The organism is Pseudomonas sp. KK18, assembly GCF_037094675.1.
Taxonomy (GTDB): domain Bacteria; phylum Pseudomonadota; class Gammaproteobacteria; order Pseudomonadales; family Pseudomonadaceae; genus Aquipseudomonas.
In genome coordinates this window covers 5,196,584-5,215,793 of record NZ_CP146605.1, presented here as the reverse complement: position 1 = coordinate 5,215,793, position 19,210 = coordinate 5,196,584, and the positions used below count along the sequence as shown (strand labels likewise).

The following is a 19,210-nucleotide window of genomic DNA, read 5'->3' as shown; positions in this document are numbered from 1 at the left end:
CTTACGCATCAATTTTCGTATTGGTCCGTCTACCGCTGGGTTGTATTCCCCTCCTTGATGCAAAAGGAGGTGTCTGATGGCTCTGACAGATACAGCGATCAAGCAAGCCAAGCCCGCCAGCAAGCCTTATACGTTAACTGATGGGGATGGCTTATCTCTGCAAGTGCCCACGACGGGTTCGAAGCGCTGGCATTTCCGTTTCTATTGGCATGACAAGCAATTGCGTATTTCCCTTGGCATCTATCCCGACGTCAGTCTCAAGGAGGCTCGCCAGCGGAGAGAGGCTGCACGTGCGCTGGTGGCCAACAATATCGATCCCCGCTCACATCGTCGCGCCGAGCGCCAAAAAGCCTCTCACGCCGCCAACAACACGTTTGAAGCGGTTGCTGGTCGCTGGCATGAGTTCCGAAGTAAAAAGCTGACGAAAAGTAAGAAGGGCAGTGCAGGGCAAGCGAGCAAATACCTGAAGAAGGACATGCTGCCGTGTTTGGGCGATCTTCCGATCTCAGATATTTCTCGTGGTGACGTGCTGGAGCTCATTAGGCGAATTGAGCGCAGAGGGGCGCTGGTCTCTGCTCGGAAGGTGCGCACCTGGCTCAACCAGATCTTCCGTTTTGCCATGGCGGAAGGGCTCGTTGATGTGAACCCAGCAGCAGATCTTGATATCGTTGCCGAGACGCCGCGGCCAGTTCGCCATAATCCCTTCCTCCAGGTAAATGAACTTCCAGGACTGCTCAGGACCGTAACCCACTATGGGTGTGCAGAAGCGACACGGCTTGGTATTCGTCTATTGCTGTTGACAGGGGTACGTACAGGAGAGCTACGGGCGGCGACGCCAGACCAATTCGACCTCGACAAGGGGATCTGGCTGGTGCCGCCGGAGGGTGTCAAGCAACTCCGGAGTCGTGTTCGAACCCAGGGGAATGAGATCCCACCTTATGTGGTTCCGCTGTCTACCCAAGCAATTGCAATTGTGCAGCGGCTGATGCAGTTAAGGGCGCGCGGTGCGCGGTATCTGCTGGTTCACCGATACGAACCGCAGGAAATGATCAGTGAAAATACCCTTAACACCGCGATTAGCCGTATGGGTTACAAAGGAAGGCTCACCGGTCATGGCATCAGGGCTACCATCTCCACGGCGCTTAACGAGGTTGGCTTTGTAGAAGAGTGGATTGAGGCGCAGCTTTCACACGCTGATACCAACCAAATTCGGGCTGCATACAATCATGCAGAATACGTCGAGCCGAGACGTAGGATGATGCAATATTGGGCGGATTTATTAGATGCCCTAGAGGTCGGCTTTGCTCCACCTAGGCCAGAAGCATACATGGCGCAGAGCGGTCGACGTTCAATGGATTTTCTGAACGCGCAGCAGGAGTCTGCCGGTGATGGTATGGGGTGCTAGGGGTAGAGTGTTCGAATCACTCCGTCCCGACCATATTATTCAATGACTTAGCCCGGTTCGGAAACCACCGGGCTTTGTTGTTTCTGGGATTTGATCATTTTGGTCACCGTTGGGTCACCGTTAGCAAAAAGCTCTTAAAGGGCCATTCGGGGCTTCGTCGCGTTGAAACCTGTCAAGTCTGATCAGTTCTGATTGTATTGGCTGCGATCTTTTCCTTTTCGCGAATTTTCTATTGGGGGGGCTAGCTGACATCGACACGACTAGCTGTCTTCAGATTTTTTCTGATCACCACCAGAAGGATATGACAAATTAGGGCGAGGCCGATCACCAACTGCTTACGGTGGATGTTTTCGTCCTGCAGCTGGCAGAGTTCCCGTGCCTGTCGCAGCAGTGAGGGCGGGTGGAGCCAGTCAGATGGTCTCAGGAGGCAGGGCAAGCGTGAACCCATCACGTCGCATTGCTTGAGCTGAGATCGTCGCATGATAAGCGTTGTGGGAGGTCGATTTTTCTGGTGTTCGGAGGCAGGCCCGAACCGGGTAGTCAGGCAAAGCTCGAAGCGACTGGCAAAGTAAGCTTTCTCGAGGCTCGTCACATTGAATAGATTCGATGTAGATGTGCGCCCATCCATCGTTAGTGCATGTAATGGCTGAGGCTATGGGCGCTTAAAGTAAAGCGCCCGGTGAAAACTTCCTTTTAACTACTCATTTTCATCTACGGCTACACTGAAGCTGAGGTCTTTTATCATTAGCGCGCCTGGAGTTACACATTCAGTGGCGTTAATAAATAGCTTGCCAGTGCTGAAGTGTTGGGTGTACTCCACCCTCCATGTGAAGAGCTGCTTTTCTTCGGTGTTTTCACCCCGCGATATAGCGAAGAACGAAGTTTCGAATTCGACGTCGTCCTCATCATAGGCTTGTTGACTTGTCTGAACAGTATCACCTTGCTTCAAGGTGTCGGAGTCAACTCGAAACTCCTCATTTTGAAGGCTAATCACGGCCTCACCCACACTTTCGATGTAAAACGCCATCCGATTTCACTCCTTGGTTAGAGTGGAATTGTAATGGTGAATCAATGGATCAAGCCAGTATTTCGAAAACTGGTACTCAAGCCGGTCTGTCCCTGATCAGTCGGGGGCAGATGTCGGCTTTTGGCAAAGCCGACATTTGGACAACCATCGTCAACAGTCTTACTAATCAGAAACCGGCTAACCCTTGAGCCGATCCTGCCGCTAGAGACCGAGCTCATCCATTGCAAGGAGCAACTTGGCACCCTGTATGATCCGGTCAGTAGCATCTATGCCGTTTTCCTGTGGCACTCGATATATCTGGTCACTGCCGATGTTGAAGCTTGCACGTAAGTCCTCCATATTCCGTGCGAGTTCAGGGTCGTCAGGTAAGTTTTCGAGTTTCCATCCGTCGTCGACACTTTCGATGGTGACAGTACCACCCGTTCGTTCCAGCCCGCGACGCAGGGTTTCGTATCCATAAAACCAGAGGTTGTTGTCTGGAACCTTCAAGCCGCTCGTGGTCGCCACCGCCGAGAGATAGGGGTCGCGGTAGTAACTGCGCATGACTGTCTTGTCCAGCATGCAAATGCTGTAGCCACGTTGGCTGATGGCATAGCGGCCCGAGTTACCTTCACGCATGCGCGGGTACTTGACCAGGTAATAACGCCAGTCCAGCACGTGGTCGCGTTCGCACGCGGTGAGGAACGCCTGCTGAATCTCTTTGAGTACGGCGAGATCGTTACCGCTTTGCGCGACCTGATCGAGTAGTTCGGTAAGGGGTTGTACCAACTCGGGACTCTTTCTGCTCGCAAGCAGATCCCGCCAGACTGCTTCACTGCGCGGCGAGCCGAAATCGAAAAATCGGTAGCCGCCATAACGATCCTGCTTGCGCGAATAATCGCCCAGCGAGAGCAGTGCGCCGGTCAACTGTGGCCAACAGTGAGCATCTTCGAACAAGGTAAGAAACGCTAAGGCACGTTGGGCAAAAATTGCAGGGTCCAGAGCTGGGTCGAGGTCGAACACGGCCAGTGCGCCGTGCAGCACGCTGTTGTCTTCCAGTTGGTAGACCGCTTTTCGCAGCGACGGGTGGGCGGCAAGTAGGTTGATCTTGTCCTTTTCGTTCGCGATCTGCTTCTGATTGAAGGTCGATACGCCGTCCAGGGTTCCGTCGACTATGACACGGCGTACATCTTCCAATAAGGCGGGCATGTTCTGGGCGCGCATCTCACCGCCACCGGACGCTTCGATCAGGTTGCGCACGATACGTAACTGTTCAGGGAAATCAGCGGTGTTGTGCATGCGATGCAGCAGCACTGCGTAGAGCAGAAGGCTATGAGCCTGACTCCACTCGGAATCCCCGTAATGCCGGCAGCAACCACCGAAGAGGTCGATGCGGCTCTGGCCGGGCTGGGTGCGCAGAGGATTGAACAGCAGCAGGGCCGATGGGGATCGAGCGTCGGCTGCACGCAGCCAGGTGTTGAAGGCATCACTCGTGTCCAGGTCGACCCAGATATCGAAGGCTGCAAACAGGTAGTTCAGGTGCTCGACCGCCTTCGCTTGGTCGCTGGCAAACAGGCTTTGTGCCAACTGATCGAGGCTGGCCTTGCTGTCGGCGCGATTACCCTCGCGCCAGGCGCAAAGGTCAAACACAAAACGGAAGTAGCGCATGAATTGATCATCAATAAGCTGATCAGCGTCCTTGTAAGCCCAGATGACGTCCGTCCACACGGTATCAACCCTGTGTGCGAAATCGTCGGCTTGTGCAGGACAGGCGCTTTTGAGCAACGTCTCGAAATGCGCTTTGAAGTTTTCGAACGGCGTCAGCGGCTTGCCGCGAGAGTTCATCTTGATATAGAGATCGTCATTGAGCTTGTTCTTCACCACCGGCAGCAGGTGGAAGCTGATTGCCGGATGGTCGGTCGCGGCAAGACGTTCCCAGGCAGCAGCGAATGCTTCGCTGCTGGCGCTGGCAAAACGCTGTTCCAGCGCCTGCAGCATGACCAGCATGGCTCGGATACTGGAGTCATGTTGCCACCCGTGAAAATACCAGGGCTGATCGACAATCCAACCCTTCAAATCGGTCTCGCCGGCGGGTGGTCGATAGTTGGCCAATGCCTCGCAGAACTGTCGGGCACTGGCGCGGGTGGCGTAGGTGAAGTTGCGCCATGCTTGCCCTTCGATGGGCTCGCCGGCCTGCCAGCTCAGGTACCAGTGCAGCAGGAACAGCGTGGTCAGGCGTTGTTGGCCATCCAGGGGATAGAGGGTGCCGTCCACGACATCGCCATAGATGAAATCCAGGCTGATGGGACGGTCGTCATGCATGACGGCATCATGCAAGGCGTCGACGAAGTCCTTGCGGATTCGCTCCACCGATGCGCCATGACGGCCTTGTGCATAGTCGCGCTGGATCAGCGGGATTTCGATTCTTTGGATTCGATGAGTCGCCTGCAAGTTTTTGTCGAAGAGTGAAATGTACGACGTGAGTGTGTGGTTCATGCCATTTTCTCTTCGTTCAGGAAATAGGGCTTGGCGATCTCGAGGATTGTATCGAGGTAATGATTGCGATCCTGAGGGCCCCAGAAATGGTTCTGGTGCGCGTTCGCCGGGGTGTAGTACTTGAGGAATACATTGCGCGTGCACACCGGTATGTAGCCTCCCTTTCGGTCTACATCCAGAAGCATTTGCCGCTTGGCCTCGAACACCGCGTTGCTCAGCAGGCTGTTGTCCGACCTCGACAGCAGGACTAGGTTGGCGATGGAGTGCAGGCCATGAGCAGAGGCAGTCTGCTCGTCGGGCGCATTGAAAGCGGCGACGACACGACTGGCCAGGTCTTGAAAGGTGTTGCCAAAGTTCTGCGCCGTGCCGACTTGCTCAAGCGCTGTCTTCAGTTCCTCAAACAGCTGCGACTGTTGCGGGACGGTATCGGGCGCCAGCTCACTGAGCGCGGTCAAATGCAGCCTTAACCAGGTTTGCCATTGTTCGGCCTTGGTCAGGTTCTCGGCATCCTGCGCATGGATGTGCTCCAGCGACCATGCCGTATCGGTGTGCATGTGGAAGGGGAAGCGTTGGTTGGCGTGTGGCACCCGGCGCATGGTTTCGACATTCACCAGCAACAGCAGGTTCAGCAACTTGTCGTAGTGCTTTCGGTCGTCATAGCTGAGCGCTTCCACGTCCGAAGCTTTGAGGCTCAGTGAATCTTGGATGCGGTGATCCAGGTCCTGTTCGAATTGACGTTTGCTCTGGTTTGCGGACAAACGAGCCAGTTCTCCGAAGTCCGTCCCTGTGAGTACCAGATAACCCACCTTATGAAACAGGTTGCGGTTGTTGAACCAGCCAAGCATCAGGTCATGCAGGTTGAGAACCTGCAGCCAGAATGCCAGTGGGTCTGTTTCGATATCCGGCCGCAGAGACTCGAAGGTATGGTAGCGGGTCGACTTGCGTGACTGGCTGCCGGATACCAGCGAATCGAGCAAAAGGCTGATCCTGGTCGGGTAGCGGTCGGTAACCTTCGGCGAATTGCCACAGATGAAACCCCACAGCTCGGGGGCATGGAGATCGCGCTCGATGATGTCCCATTGGCTGGCGACCTCGGCGGCTCGATCGGCATGCTCGACCTTGATCCTGGACAGCAGCAACGCTTTGACCAACTCCGCATCCGTCAGCGGTATCCGGCCGACGTTCAATCGAGTGAACAGGGCCGTGGCATCCATGTCTTCGGGGGCCTGATACCAGATCACCGCGACTTTCTCGAACAGCGCTTCGTAGAATTTGTTGGCCGCGAATTGAGTGCGAGCACCGTGTTTATCGAACCACTGACCAATACAGCGATAAGCCCTGTGCAAATGGAAGTAATCGATGTTGCTGTCGTAGTCTTCCAGCTCCTCATCGCCGAGCCTTTCGAGAAATGTTGCGCTCCCTGGGCGGGTTTCGTAGTGCAGTGAATAGGGCAGCGGGGCCTTGTTCAAACCCGTTTTATGCATGTAGAGCAGTATCAGGTAGATCGTGGTCAAGCGCTGCTGCCCATCGACCAATTCCCATTGACATGTTTGCGCCGTAGAGCCTCGTGAATGCTGTTTGACCACAATGGGCTGTAGATTATAGGGCTGGTCCAGTTCTGCGGTTTTCAACGCCTGCCAGATGTCGTTCAGCAGGCGGTCCACATCCGTAGTGTCCCAACGGTAGCCACGTTGGTATCCAGGCACCCTGAAAACACCAGAAATATCGCCTACGAATTTGCTAGCCAGCGTTGCTGCAGTCAAATCGACACTGTGTGAGTCCAAGCAAAGTTCTTCCATGATTTACGATCTCGAATCGGGTGCTGGGTAGGCATGGGATGTTTGGCGCTTCGCGTGGATTCAATCACCCAGTGCGGCTCATTGCCATCATTTTGACTGGCGGATGGGCAAAATCCATGAAACTCAGCCTTCCAGGCGTCCACCCGACATCCCGAATGCCTATGTCTGGTCAGTGGCAGCACGTTTGGGTAGCCATGTCCAAAGCACTTACGCAATTGCATCGGATCTGCGGTCCGGGCAATTAATCGCCCGCGTATACACTCGCTGCTCGACGAAGCGTTTCGCGCACGTGTGCTCGTATTACTGGAGGGGCGAGCACTTCAATGTCCCCAGCATTGCTGAGCAGGAACAGGCGCAAGCCTTGGGTGTCGTGGAGGGTGCAGCTCAAGTCCCATCGGTCGTCGGCGTATTGCACTACAACCTGGTCTTCAGCCAGCGGGTTCTCGGTAAGCCGATTGTGCAGGTTGGGGCTAAGACGTAGTTTGAGTTGGATGGGACTTTCGCCGTGTATCGTCATGAGGTGCTTTTGGACCTCAAAGGAGTTGAAGTCGTAGCTGGCCGGGCCAGGTATTTTCTGCCAACTCGTCTTGACCTCTACCATTCGATGCAGCATGAGGGCGCACATCGACTTGGGGCCGTTACTGCTGTACTTGCCGCGGTAGGTGTCTGACGCGGGTGGATCCGACTGCGGCCACTGCTCCTCGAGCACGTAGGCAGACAGATAGACGTTTGAATCCTGATAGGAAAGTGCCAAGGGTTTAAGTAGGTAAATGCACTCAACGCCTCCGGCGTCTCTTGGAAGGTAGGTCACCTCAAGCGAAGCATCGTCCAGAATCGCCCCTTGGATAAGGTCGAGATGCGCAGGGTCATATTTACCGGGTTTGAGCAGCGTAAAACGGGTCCCCGAAGTGATTTGCTGCGTCCAGGCGACAGTCCGCTTGGAGTGCTTGGTTATTTCCGTGGTTGCGCATTCGCGTAGCTTGGTCAGTTGTACCGTATGTGGTGGGAAGCCGAAGCGCTCTGCGTGGTCGAAAATAGCGGCCAACGTCATTGCCTCTGTGGGAGAGAGCGTCAAGTCGAAGCTGCCCCGACCGGTTTTCCAATATTTTGATTTCTTATCTGAGCCGGTTTCACCCTGAGTTACCAACTCGGCTTCGGTCAGAGCTTCGAGGTCTCGCAGTGTGGTTTTTACATGGAGGCTGAAATCATTGAACCACCGACATAGTTCAGTGTGGATATCCGCCGTCGACAGGGACTTGCCTTCGCGTTGAAGAATTTTGCGCAAAGCGGTACGGCGTCGGTGATGATTTATCATTGCTGAAGCTCAGGGACAAAAAGTGGGTTTATCTGCTGGGACTATGTACTGGCTGACAAGCAATCCTGCGACTACATGTGTCAGCCCACAGGAGCATTTCATGAACGACCAAACCTATCTAGCCCTTCCTGACGTTTCTGGGTTCATCAGCTGGCTGGCCACTGAGCTCGATTCACAAGTGCACTTTAATCATCAATATGTCAATCGCAAGACTGATGAGAAATGGTCATGTAGCAGCCTGTACAACGCCTTCGAAAACTACCGTTGGAACCATCCGGGTAATGCCCGCTTAGGCTTCAATCGAGGGTTTTGCTCCAGCAGCAACGGTATCGCTTTGTCTGCCCTGCGTCAGGACTTGGTGAATGCTTGTGGGAGCGACTCGCGCACTCTAGATGCAGCCGTCGACGTGATGCGCTGGGGGGGTGTAACTGCCCACAATGTGGATTGGCTGAAGAAGAATGAGCTCGGGCTTGGCCGCATGTTGCAAGACGTACAAGCTGCGATAGTCGCCGGCGACAGCCATGCACCTGTCTTGCGTTCGAAAAACCTTCGTTTCAACTCTGGGATGACCAAGGTGTACTCCTTGCTCTGCAAAGACTTCATCATCTACGACAGCCGCGTTGCCGCAAGTCTGGGCTGGATGGTCGTAAAGTTTTGCCTTGCATACGGATTGTCTAAGGTTCCTGAAGGGCTGTGCTTCCCTTGGGCCGCTGCCAAGGAAGGAGAGAATACGCTCGCTCCCAAGCGCCGCGACCCTGGTGCCGGCGGGCTCAAGTTCAAGGTCTTGCGCTCAGGCCATCATCACGCAATGTGGAATATGCGCGCCAGTTGGGTGCTGAGTGCGGTCCTGGCGCATCCAAGCGCCGCCGGCAGCCGCTTCCATTTGGTGCCCACTCCGAATGACCCGCTGCGTGCCCTGGAGGCTGCACTCTTCATGATTGGCTACGACCTGGGTGATCAGCGTCTAGCTTTAGCGGCTTAAGACCTGATCGACAACTTCCTTTCGTTGCTTGACGGGGAGGTCATTCTAAATGAGTGAGGTGCAGGATGCGCGACATGAATCCGTTGCAGGCTTTGATTATGCAGCTCGCCGCTGACGGCATCAGCGCTGGTGACTTGAGAAAGGCCGTGATGCAGGCATGCCCAAATCTTTGTGATGCGAAGTATCAATCCACGCTATTTGGCCTGCAGGAGGCCGATAGCCTTATGGGCCAGGAAGTGGGCGGCGAGTGGTGCTTCACAGCAATCGATAAAGCTGCCCCGGGCTACCCTCACCCGGAGTACAGCGCTGAATTTGCCGAGAAGATCTTGGCCGCATCATGCGGGGAGTTTGTCGAGATCAGCGCAGACGATTTGCTGGCTCAGCTGGACGAGATGCTGGCAAAGGCTCGCGCTAAGAACCCGAACACAGGAACGTAAACACCCGGCAGTCCAGTGATCATTAAGGATGCGGTGTTTAACGAACATCAACTGTGTATCAGTCAGAAAGGGGGGGCTTGATGGACATCAAGTCCGATTTTGTGTCCGTCGAACGGGATGAGTTCGATGGCCTCACCACGATTGAGCACCTGCGCCACTGCCGGCATCGCTCCGGCATGTATGAGATTACCTTCTCATGGCGCCGCAATATCCGTCCTGCTTCAGACCGCATGATTCTTGATGTGGAGATCAAGACCACTCGCTCAGGCAGCTGGTTACCATCTCAATTGACCCTATTGGTCGACCGTCAACGGTTTGACTTGAAGTACCAGACAAACAGAAGCAGCGAATATCGCGGGGGTAGCTTCTACGAAATCGGCATGTTTTTCATCGAGCCATCTCAAAAGATTCTTCGCTGCCTGTGTGATGCCAAAGTACTGAAGCTCAAGCTTCAATCTGACGAGAAAAATGAGCATACGGTTCTTCCGGACGAATTTTGTGCCCAGCTACAGTTGCAGGCTCAGCAGTTCTATAACAACGCTTTCGATGGTGACGAGTATTTGTCAGCCGTCAGTGGCGTAGCTGTACGGACAGAAGACACAACGTTCGCTGAACAGATTGCCAGACGAGAGTCGAGCTATCGGCAATTGTGCAGGTATCGACTGCTCTGGGCTGTACTCTGGGGCAGTTTTTTTGGTGAGCTGTGCGTGCTTGGCGCGTTCGAGATCATCACGTTCTCGGCCAAGTCGGCGGACCAGTTGATCATCGCTGGAGTGCTCAGCGCCTCAAGCTGGCTAATTCCCCATCTTCAGATCCTTTGGATCGAACACCAGAAAAACAAAGAGTGCCCCAGTTGTCACCATAGAGCGATAAAGATGGTCCGCTCTCATGAGGCGGTTTATCAAGTCCGATCCGTGGAGCATCTTGTCATCGAAAGATTGACAGGGCAGCGCAAGTCGCGGCAGGTGACCGTGACAGACCATGAGGTGAGTCAGGATTTCGAGTGCAAGGACTGCCGGCATCTATGGACGCGAGGCTATATTGCTCGAGGTTTCTAAGACATCCTGTCAATGAACGGCATCGCTAGGCTCGGATCTGATTTCGGCTAACGACTCATCTTGTCGCAACACGCTGTAGTCTGGAATAAGTGCCAACAGATTGAGGGGTTTCTATGGTCAGGCCAGTGCGTCCTTTCACCATGCGTTGCAAAGATTGTGGCTGGAGCCAAACGGTTATCCCGCTCAGTGATGTCTTGCGATTCGAAGACTGTCCTGAGGTTTGCCCGCGTTGTAAAAGTCGGGATGTAAATATGGAACAAGCCACGGCCCTGGAAGTGGCCGTGGCGAAAGTAAAGCGATTATTTGGTTAGCCCTGAGCCTGAAACTTTGCCTGGCGGCTATAGCGGACCATTCAGTTCTTTTACTTTGTATACGCCAGGCTTGACTCGCAGGTACTTTGCTTCGGCACCCTGTTCGACATTGTAGCCGCCGGCTCCCGTCTGCTCGTCCTGCGCGTAGTTGGCGATGGTCGTCCCGATCGTCGATTCCATAAAGAACTCGAATCCGATACGATATTTTTCAACCAGCTTCTGCTCTATAGAGCACATGACCCGACGACGTTCGCTAGTCAGTTCTTGCACTTCAAAGGGTTCGCTCAGCGCACCGTTGCGCACTTCCAGCAGGATTGATTCATACAGCGTCATGCTTTTTTCCTTGTGATGTCAGCGGCCGAGATCAACCCGACCGCCGTGATTGGTCGTTTACGCGAATGTGGAATCACGTCGGCGGCTAAAAAACCTGAATCGCTCCCGCGGCCACCGGCAGAAAGAGCCATGCGGCGATGACAGGCCGACCCGATGCCGCCTCAATCGCTTGGGCGTAAGCATCAAGCTGACCAGCATGTTCCTCGGCCAATCGCTCCCACTGGGCTTCGGGCGCCGGGTTGGATTTGTGGTCAATGAGCACCCAGCCATCTTTTGTGTCCAGCAGAAGATCGATCCGACCATTGAGCACCTGACCCGAGCGCAGCAACTGTTGCACCGGGTACTCAGCCATGGCTTTGGCCTCTGGCCAGCGGGATTCGATCCAGGCGTGCAAGGCCAATTGCTGTGCGATGACCTGACTGGCATTCACGTGCTCGTGCACTGCGTGGCTCTGCAACAGGTCCTGCACTTCGTCTAAGGTGAGGGGGAAGTTGGGGTCAGTGAATGAAAGGCACAAACTGGCATGAATGGCCGTTCCCAATACACTCATTTCCGGGCTGCCTTGGAAGGCGATGCGAGTGCCGATCCGGCATGTATTGCGGGCTGCGGTGCTGGTGCGAGCGCCACCGCTGGACGGTTGGAAGCCCAGTGGCAAACGAGGCTGGATCGCTTGTACCGGGGCAAACCAGTGCAGATTCTGTTCAATCACCGCCACGGGCACAGGTGAATCACTGGCAGTGAGCGTTTGGCAATCGGCGCGCAGTTCTTTTCCATTCGGCAGCTTCAAAGTCGACAGCCCGGGAGGCGTCATCAACCAGGGTGCCTGGACAGTGTCGAGCCACTCTCCTGTGATCTTTCTACTCGAACGGGCAATGACCAGCAGGTCTCGGGCGCGGGTCATGCTCACGTAGAGCAGGCGCTTTGCTTCTTCAACGGCTTCAGCCCGGCACGCCAGGCCCATGGCGGTCTGTTCGAACGTTTCGCTCAACGGAACCGCTTTCTGTTTGCCCAGCGGCCATGGCCAGTAGCGGATAAAGCGGTCATGCAATGGTTTATGTGGATCGAATGCGCTATTGGACTGAGCCGAGACTGACCATAACCGGTCGCTGATATCGCGTGCCAGATCCATCAAAATCACGACCGGCCATTCCAGACCTTTGCTGGCGTGATGAGTCATCACTTGAACGGCATCCAGCGCAGGAGTGGCCAGTGCATCATTTTTGGCGTTGGCGATTTCGTCCAGCCACAACAACAGCCCGGAGATGGATGCCGCCCCTAATCCATTTCGACAGAGATCCTCATACTGCTGCGCCAGATCGATCAATGCATCAAGGTTGGCCAAGCGCTTTTGCGCCAGCGCTGTCGAGGTTGACCAGCCGGTAACACGCGAGGGTAAATCGCACTCGGCGATCAGGCGTTGCAACGCCTCTACTGGTGTCAGCACTGGCAGATCTGTGCGCAGTTGTGCAACGGCCGCCACAAGCGGGTGTTGCAAAAACTCGCCGAGGCTCAGTTCACGCCACTGCGCTTTGGGGTGTCCTGCATTGAGGTAGCGCAGGCGCTCGGCAACCCAGCTTTCCGGCCCTTCGGTTTCGGTTAACGAGATAATCTGTGCCGTTGCCAGGGTATCGGCCGGGTCGTTCAATCGGCGCAAACACGCCAGTGCCAGAGTTGCCTCTGCGGTTGCTAGCAGCCCTGGTTGTGCTGTGGAGCAGGGGATGCCCAGAGTAGCGAGGGCTGCTGCTACTTTCGCAACGTTACTGTGGGAGTAGCAAAGCACAGTGATATCGCCCAAGCGTACCGCTCGGGCTTCCTGGCGGGGTTTATCGAATACCTGATAACGGCTAGCCAGTAGTTGGCCAATCCCCTCGGCCAACGCGTTGACTTGCAATTCGGCATTTTTGCCGTCCAGTACCCAATTGGCGAAGGCTGGGCCGGGTAGTTGATCCGTGCGGGTCGGTATCAGCTCAACGTCCTTTGTTTCCAGGCTGTTGGCGAAGGCTTTGTTGAATACATCGTTCGCCAGTTCGACCAGCTCGGTACGTGAGCGCCAAGAGTTAGGCAATACCTGTTTCTTGCCACCCATATCGGGCAATGCCTTGAGGATGGCTTGCATCAGCGCACAGTCGCTGCCCCGAAAACCATAGATCGCCTGCTTGATATCCCCGACCCAGTAAACCTTTTTGGCAAAGCGTGAAAGCTTGAGGAATATCGCCAGCTGCATCGGGCTGGTGTCCTGGAACTCGTCGACCATGATCAGATCGAGCTCATCCTCGAGCACCTGCGCCACGGCTGGGTTGTCCAGCAACTTGAGCAAGGCATGTTCCTGGTCGGCAAAGTCCAGTACGCCAAACTCACGTTTGTTGTGTTCGTACACGTTCAATACATCAATGGCCAGGCCGAAAACCTGTTCGAGGTAGGCGCGGATGTCGCCATGTAGATCCGGGTGTTCGGCGTAGCGGCCAATGGTTTCAGAGAGGGTTGTTACCAATGGCTTGAGCTTTGCCTCAGGAGCTTCCTTCGCCAGTTTTGCCCAATCACTCCAGCGCGCGTTGCCTTGCTGCAGTTCATAGTGGAAGCGGGTAAGCAACGTTATGTAGGCTTCAGTGTTCTTTTTATCGCTGCCAGCTGCCTGTAACAGATCCAGTGCCTTAGGAATGCTGTGCAACAACTCGCCGTTCAAGTCGGCTGTGGTCGGTTTGGGGAAATGCTTCAGCATGTCGTTGGCATTTCGGTCAGCAAAACTACGGGACAGTTCAAGATCAATGTCGTTGGTGCGCAACTGACTCAAAAGCTTGCGCAACTCATCGCGCCAGTTGGTATTAGCAAAGTCGCCTTGTTGATTGGTGTCTTCAAGGCCCAGACGTCGGGCGACGGCGAGTAGATTATCCAGGCGTTCACAATCAAGGACCCGGTCAACCGCTTTGTTCAGTAGCAGGGCTGCCTGGTTTTCTTCCAACACACGTTGCTCGGGTGGCATGCCTGCTTCGAATGCAAAACGCTCAAGCAATTGCCCGCAAATACTGTTGATGGTCCCGATACGGGCTTGGCCCATGGCTGTGGCTAGATTGATTTGGCCCTGCTTGAGAAGGTGGCTACGGACCCGCTCGCGCAGCTCGGCAGCGGCTTTTCGGGTAAAGGTCGTGGCAATCACACCCGAAGGCTGGACCTGCTGATCAAGCAACTCCTGGTGCAGTATTTCAGTAAGCCGGTGAGTTTTGCCGCTGCCGGCGCCAGCACTGATAAATGTGATGTGTGCGGTGGTCGACATTGTCATTGCTCCCATCCGGCCAAGGCCAGGTAGTCGTTGTAGGCTTCGTTAAGGTATTCCATCAGCATCGCCTGATCGGGAGGGATCGAGTCCTCATCCTCTTCAATACCTTGCAGCGCAACTTCAAACCGCCCCTCTGCCTGTTGCGCCTTCCGCCACTTCCAGGCCTCGGTAAAACTGAGCCACAGCTGAGGCATTGTGCTTGGCGGATTGGCCGGCACTTGCTCTGAATCTCTGAAGGTTTGGTCATCCGGGGTTAGCAGGCGCGCGGACTCAAGGATGAAATAGGCTACGGAAGGCCATGAACCGCTGTCCTGACGAAGCAACTCGGCATAAATCGCCAACTGCAGATGGCGGTTTGCCTTGAGCTGCTCCGGGTATTTCTTGCCCCCCGACCACTTCATGTCGACGATGGCTCGATGTCCTAGCGCAGTGGTCAATACCAGGTCAGCAGAGCCGCCCAATGCGCCACCCTCGAAACGACCAGCCAGCGCCTGCTCAGACGTTACGACCGTGATGCCAGCATTGAGAAAGTGCGATCGCAGTCGAGTCAAAGCACGCAGCGCACGATGGCGCAGTGTTGCCAGGTCGGCACCGCGTCCCTCCATCAGCAACACCGCGCCTTCTTCACGTACCACACGGGGGAAGTGGGTCGAGAACCAGCTGTTAAAATCTGTGGTGCTCATGCTCAGCGCGTCCGGCCGAGTGAAAAAGTGCTCAGCCAAGCGATGGGTCAACGAACCATAGAGCAAAAAACCGTCGCTCAGGCTCTGGCTTTTGGACGCCTGAATCTTGGCTCCGTATTGCAGCAACCATTGATAAGGGTTGAACAGCAACAGGTTGAGGCTCGAGAAAGACGCTTTCTCAGGCGTCTCGATCGGGATGTCGGGTGGCAGGCGCCACCAGCGTTTGCGCAGTGGCAGTGGCGCCGATGCTTGGACTTGGCAAAGCGGGCCGGGGTTATGCAGAAGCTCCTCGAGAATATGCACCTTTGGCTGCTGCACAACGGCTTCGATCATTTGCCAGAGCGGGTGGCTTTCCTCCCGTGGTGGCGCGAGTACCAGTATCAGCCGGCAGTTTGCTGCCAGGACTGGTCGCAGCCAGTCACGGGCTGCTTGAGTCAGTAGTGTGGCACCGTCCGGTAGCGCCACCCCGGCATCGGCCAATTGAATGCGTTCGGCCTTGGACCAGGGCGACAGGGGCGGTAACACCGGCATGCTCAGGTGCCACCAGATCACTGTGTCGGCTTGCTCAATGGCCGCACCTGGACGCGAGACGCTCAAGTGGGCGCCGACTTGTGCGGCCAGCAATGGATTATCCACGCCGCTGGCTGTGGCTTGCTCGATGACCTGCTGCAACTGCCGCGGTTTTAACCGCTCCACACCTTGAAGATGCAAGGTCTTGAGGGAGTCTAGTGCTGCTTCACACTGAGCGTAACCTGCCTGAGCCGCGAATCTATGCGCGGGCTCTTGGTGCCCCAGGCGTGCTTTAAAAAACTTCAGCAACCGTTCGACACGTACCAGCACCTCACTGGGCGCCACGCCGTCGTCAGTCGTAAAAGTGGGCATATTCAGCCACTCGTCAATCGAGGCAAGTACGTCGGGCGCATCTGCAGCGTAATGCGCTGCGATTTCCTCCAGTGCATCCTCCCACTTGCTCCCGACGAGGCCGGGTGAGCTTGCTATTTTGGTTGCCAAGCGCCGACGTGCAAACAAACGAATCGGGCATATCGAGTGGGTCAAAAACTGCAGGAGTGCCGGGTAGTTGGCTGGTGCCCAAAGCAGCTCCATGGCCAGTGACAATACCTGCAGGGCAGGGCGTAGATTGCTGCTACCATTGAGGCCATGGCGAGCCTGGCCGGCACCAATAAAATGACCATCAAGACAACCACCCTCGTCACCCGTCACCAGCAAGGTGGGGGTGCCCTGGCCCAGTGAGCGGCTCAGCCAGCTGGCGGCCAATGCTCGAGTTTGCGCTTGAACAACTTGCACTGTGCCATCTTCTTGCCATTGAATGGGCGTGACCTCTACACCGGCAATGCTCTGGCGCAATTGCATTTGCAACTGCCCCAGAAAACCTTGCGCCTTACCCTCCGGTATCTCCAGGCGCTCGTTAGGCAGGAGATTCAGCACCATTTGCCAGGCCAGTGGATAAAGCTCGAAAGCGTCAGCCAACAGCACGGTCTTGATCGGGGGGCGACGAGAGCCCAGCGCTTTGGCAACATTTTGCAAGCGCTGTCCCATGGAAGGGGCGACCTGCACGCGAGCTTGAGTCTCGATCTCGGCAAGGTCTTTCAGACGTTGGCTGGCGTCGGCACCGACGCGCCCATCCCAACCGTGCAAATACAAATCACCCCGCCAGGCCAGCAATGCAGCAGCCACCCCCAATTCATCGGAGGAAAAACTGGCATGATAGAAGCGCAGTGGGTTATTGCAGTGCGCCAGGCAATCGCGGTACGTGGCTGTACGTTGTGCCGCACAAGGCTGACGTGCCACTAGGCCCAGCTGGGTCTCCAGAATATCCAGCAGTCCCTGTGGCCCGACGGTCAACGCCCCTAATCGATTACTGGCTCGTGTTGCCCGCTGACCATCGAGTTGCATGCCGAACGTGATAAGCATTTCTGACACGTTGACGCTCCTTGTGAACGCTGGTGGTTCAACGCACCGTGATTGGCACGTTGTTGCATAAGGAAAAATAGACTGCTGATCAGCGACGTGGCGCTACCCTACGAACCTGGTGCGACGGTTTGTGTCGCGCCTGCCAGGTTTTGTAGCGAAACCACGGTACCTATTGCATCCGCCACTGAATCCAGTGGCCGGTAGGCTGCCGCCGCACGATGCAGTGTTTTGCCAATCTGAGCCCGCAGCTCGGGCGGCTGCTCCACCACCATTGAGTCGCCCAGGGACAAAATCCACCAGTGCAACTGCCAGGTGTTGCTCAGTGTCGAGCGTACTCGAAAGCCATTCTCCAACGGCTCCAGTGTCATATCCGCACTCAATGGTGTCTCACGAATCAGCCGCGTCTGATGGTCACTAACCCAAGCTTGAAACTGAATCTTTTCGGGGGTGCCGAACTGCAAGGCGTCACTGGCCAGGTACTCACACAAGTCAAATGCCTGTAATCCCTCTACGGGTTTATCGAGCTGATCGACATTGCGAAAACGATGCACCGCAAACTGGCGCACATCGGTATACGGATGCGCTGTGGCGATCAAATAGGTCACCAACCCACGCTGTACCATGGCTAATGGATTGAGTGTCAGTTCACTGAGTTTGTCGTTGTGTGCCGAGTAATACTGACATTGCACTTGACGCTCATTAATCAGCGCCCTCTGCAATGTTTCCAGCAACAGTGGGTCGATATCCGGCGCCTGCAGGTTTAGGTCCGGTCGCACGCTGGCGACCTTGTCCAGCCAGCGGGCAGCCGCGTTATCGTCCTCCAGTCCCTTGAGTTTCTGCCGCGCATGCACAAAGCGCGGTTCAAGCACGCTGAGCATGCTGGCGGGTAACAATGGGCGGATGGTGTCGGCAACCAGGGTCAGGCTCAAGGCTTCGCTCAGCGTAATGCCTTGCAGCTCCACATTCACGCCAGGCGTCCAGTACCAGGCTTGTGGCGTGCCTTCGCTACACTGCAACGGGAACACCAGCGACAGATCAATCAAGTCACGTTCGACGGTGCGCCGGCTGATGTTGAAACCGGAGGACTCAAGACGCGCCAGTAACTCCGTCACGGTGATACCGGACTCACGCTTTGGCAGGTGCTTGAGCAACTCCCATTGGCGGCTGACAGTGGAATGCGATTTGGCGGACGGCATGGGCTTTTCCTTGCGCAAGCGAGAGGTGGGTTACGACTTGACCACCGGGTAACAGGCGTCGCCCCACAATGTTTTCGGGTTGTCGAGCATCAGAAGGATCACCAGGGGGACAAGCTTTGCCAGCAGGTTTGAGCAGTCACGCAATTGTGTGCGATTGACGCTGCCGTCCCAGGTGGCTCCGCCATGAATCATTTGGTTGCGAAGGGTATAGATGCTGTTAAACATCACCCCCAGCACCTTGGCTGTATCGCGATCGGCCAGTGCTGCATGAGCGCTACGTTTGCCGTTACGCAAGCGTTCCTCCCACATGGCTTCATTGATCTTGCCGTTCTGGAAATCCCAGAAGCTTTGGAAAACATAAGGGTTGTCCAGCAGTGCACGTATGCTCCCGGAAAACTCTGACCAAACCAGTTTTTCGATCAGGTGCTCGGTGTCCAGCGTACAAAGTTTTTGCAGGAAAGCCTTGAATGCCTCCTGTTCGGACAATCGATGCTGCTCATCAATATCGGTGGCATAGGCAGCGTTGAAAGCGATCCAGAGGAAGATGAAGCGCCCGTCAACGTCCTCTGCCTGTTCCGCACGATTGAGCCAGCTCAGGGCTCGGTGAACCCGTAGCGCAAGGTTTGGGTGGTGCGCGTCGCGTTCGTTACGGTGGCGTGTCTTGAGTGACTGGTAATCCATTCCAGGTGCTTCCTTTGGCTGAGGGGATCCGCGGGACCTTGAGGATCATGGTTTTATCGGCGGATGAGGGGCGGGATTGAGCATTCAATGAGCCCTGCGACACATTATGACGCGATATGGCGTTAAGCTATCACGTAATAAAGTTTTGTATCTATTCACTGATACGTTATAGGGCAGGTGTTTTGGATGACGCATTGAGTGTCCATCCAGCGCAGGCTCATATCTAGGCCCCAGACAAAAAATTGAGGCCAATGGTCGCGGAAGCGGGTGACGACGACCTCCATTGCGTACTTACATTTAAG

The 19,210-nt window shown here is 55.5% G+C and carries 13 protein-coding genes; 4 read left to right on the top strand and 9 right to left on the bottom strand.

Going from position 1 to position 19,210, the window contains the following annotated elements; genetic code table 11:
• The first annotated feature begins 76 nt into the window (after nt 1-76).
• The gene (locus tag V6607_RS23330) at nt 77-1,405 is read left to right on the top strand and encodes an integrase arm-type DNA-binding domain-containing protein (protein WP_042558340.1); all 1,329 of its coding nucleotides are present in this window, start codon (nt 77-79) and stop codon (nt 1,403-1,405) included.
• Nucleotides 1,406-2,102: 697 nt separating this feature from the next.
• Here V6607_RS23330 and V6607_RS23325 read toward each other — a convergent pair.
• The 4 genes from V6607_RS23325 to V6607_RS23310 form a co-directional block, all read right to left on the bottom strand.
• Entirely contained in the window at nt 2,103-2,432 is a 330-nt protein-coding gene (locus tag V6607_RS23325; RefSeq protein ID WP_170037952.1) for a hypothetical protein, read from the bottom strand.
• A 201-nt stretch (nt 2,433-2,633) separates the two neighbouring features.
• Entirely contained in the window at nt 2,634-4,907 is a 2,274-nt protein-coding gene (locus tag V6607_RS23320; RefSeq protein ID WP_170037954.1) for a DUF262 domain-containing protein, read from the bottom strand.
• Complete coding sequence (locus V6607_RS23315; RefSeq protein ID WP_170037956.1) at nt 4,904-6,706, bottom strand: DUF262 domain-containing protein; 1,803 nt, start codon at nt 6,704-6,706, stop codon at nt 4,904-4,906. The genes V6607_RS23320 and V6607_RS23315 overlap by 4 nt, the downstream gene beginning before the upstream one ends.
• A 241-nt stretch (nt 6,707-6,947) precedes the next feature.
• Nucleotides 6,948-8,021 (bottom strand): WYL domain-containing protein, encoded by a 1,074-nt coding sequence (locus V6607_RS23310; protein WP_169864270.1) that lies wholly within the window; start codon nt 8,019-8,021, stop codon nt 6,948-6,950.
• A gap of 100 nt (nt 8,022-8,121) precedes the next feature.
• On the opposite strand from V6607_RS23310, the gene V6607_RS23305 reads away from it, so the two are divergent.
• The 3 genes from V6607_RS23305 (at nt 8,122) to V6607_RS23295 (ending at nt 10,498) form a co-directional block, all read left to right on the top strand.
• Nucleotides 8,122-9,003 (top strand): hypothetical protein, encoded by an 882-nt coding sequence (locus tag V6607_RS23305; protein ID WP_169864271.1) that lies wholly within the window; start codon nt 8,122-8,124, stop codon nt 9,001-9,003.
• A 74-nt stretch (nt 9,004-9,077) separates the two neighbouring features.
• Entirely contained in the window at nt 9,078-9,440 is a 363-nt protein-coding gene (locus V6607_RS23300; RefSeq protein WP_233097144.1) for a hypothetical protein, read from the top strand.
• Nucleotides 9,441-9,520: 80 nt separating this feature from the next.
• A complete protein-coding gene (locus V6607_RS23295; RefSeq protein WP_170037958.1) occupies nt 9,521-10,498 on the top strand; it encodes a hypothetical protein in 978 nt (325 codons plus the stop codon).
• Between the two features lie 338 nt (nt 10,499-10,836).
• Here the strand turns inward: V6607_RS23295 and V6607_RS23290 are convergent, their stop codons facing one another.
• From V6607_RS23290 to V6607_RS23270, 5 genes are all read right to left on the bottom strand, one after another.
• Complete coding sequence (locus V6607_RS23290) at nt 10,837-11,142, bottom strand: hypothetical protein (protein ID WP_047227866.1); 306 nt, start codon at nt 11,140-11,142, stop codon at nt 10,837-10,839.
• Nucleotides 11,143-11,227: 85 nt separating this feature from the next.
• Entirely contained in the window at nt 11,228-14,413 is a 3,186-nt protein-coding gene (locus tag V6607_RS23285) for a UvrD-helicase domain-containing protein (RefSeq protein WP_170037960.1), read from the bottom strand.
• A 2-nt stretch (nt 14,414-14,415) separates the two neighbouring features.
• Nucleotides 14,416-17,031 carry a PD-(D/E)XK nuclease family protein gene (locus tag V6607_RS23280; protein ID WP_178123929.1) on the bottom strand — a complete coding sequence of 872 codons (2,616 nt, stop codon included), beginning with the start codon at nt 17,029-17,031 and terminating at the stop codon, nt 14,416-14,418.
• A 107-nt stretch (nt 17,032-17,138) separates the two neighbouring features.
• Entirely contained in the window at nt 17,139-18,227 is a 1,089-nt protein-coding gene (locus V6607_RS23275; protein ID WP_169864273.1) for a WYL domain-containing protein, read from the bottom strand.
• Nucleotides 18,228-18,257: 30 nt separating this feature from the next.
• Nucleotides 18,258-18,908, bottom strand: coding sequence for a hypothetical protein (locus V6607_RS23270; protein ID WP_338740931.1), 651 nt, complete (start codon nt 18,906-18,908; stop codon nt 18,258-18,260).
• Between the last annotated feature and the right edge of the window lie 302 nt (nt 18,909-19,210).

Excerpts from the sequence above, each read along its gene's own strand:
- V6607_RS23325 (WP_170037952.1), bottom strand. The coding sequence starts at position 2,432 with ATGGCGTTTTACATCGAAAGTGTGGGTGAGGCCGTGATTAGCCTTCAA.
- V6607_RS23305 (WP_169864271.1), top strand. The coding sequence starts at position 8,122 with ATGAACGACCAAACCTATCTAGCCCTTCCTGACGTTTCTGGGTTCATC.
- V6607_RS23270 (WP_338740931.1), bottom strand. The coding sequence starts at position 18,908 with ATGGATTACCAGTCACTCAAGACACGCCACCGTAACGAACGCGACGCG.
- V6607_RS23320 (WP_170037954.1), bottom strand. The coding sequence starts at position 4,907 with ATGAACCACACACTCACGTCGTACATTTCACTCTTCGACAAAAACTTG.
- V6607_RS23290 (WP_047227866.1), bottom strand. The coding sequence starts at position 11,142 with ATGACGCTGTATGAATCAATCCTGCTGGAAGTGCGCAACGGTGCGCTG.
- V6607_RS23275 (WP_169864273.1), bottom strand. The coding sequence starts at position 18,227 with ATGCCGTCCGCCAAATCGCATTCCACTGTCAGCCGCCAATGGGAGTTG.
- V6607_RS23330 (WP_042558340.1), top strand. The coding sequence starts at position 77 with ATGGCTCTGACAGATACAGCGATCAAGCAAGCCAAGCCCGCCAGCAAG.
- V6607_RS23295 (WP_170037958.1), top strand. The coding sequence starts at position 9,521 with ATGGACATCAAGTCCGATTTTGTGTCCGTCGAACGGGATGAGTTCGAT.
- V6607_RS23285 (WP_170037960.1), bottom strand. The coding sequence starts at position 14,413 with ATGTCGACCACCGCACACATCACATTTATCAGTGCTGGCGCCGGCAGC.
- V6607_RS23315 (WP_170037956.1), bottom strand. The coding sequence starts at position 6,706 with ATGGAAGAACTTTGCTTGGACTCACACAGTGTCGATTTGACTGCAGCA.
- V6607_RS23300 (WP_233097144.1), top strand. The coding sequence starts at position 9,078 with ATGAATCCGTTGCAGGCTTTGATTATGCAGCTCGCCGCTGACGGCATC.
- V6607_RS23280 (WP_178123929.1), bottom strand. The coding sequence starts at position 17,031 with ATGCTTATCACGTTCGGCATGCAACTCGATGGTCAGCGGGCAACACGA.
- V6607_RS23310 (WP_169864270.1), bottom strand. The coding sequence starts at position 8,021 with ATGATAAATCATCACCGACGCCGTACCGCTTTGCGCAAAATTCTTCAA.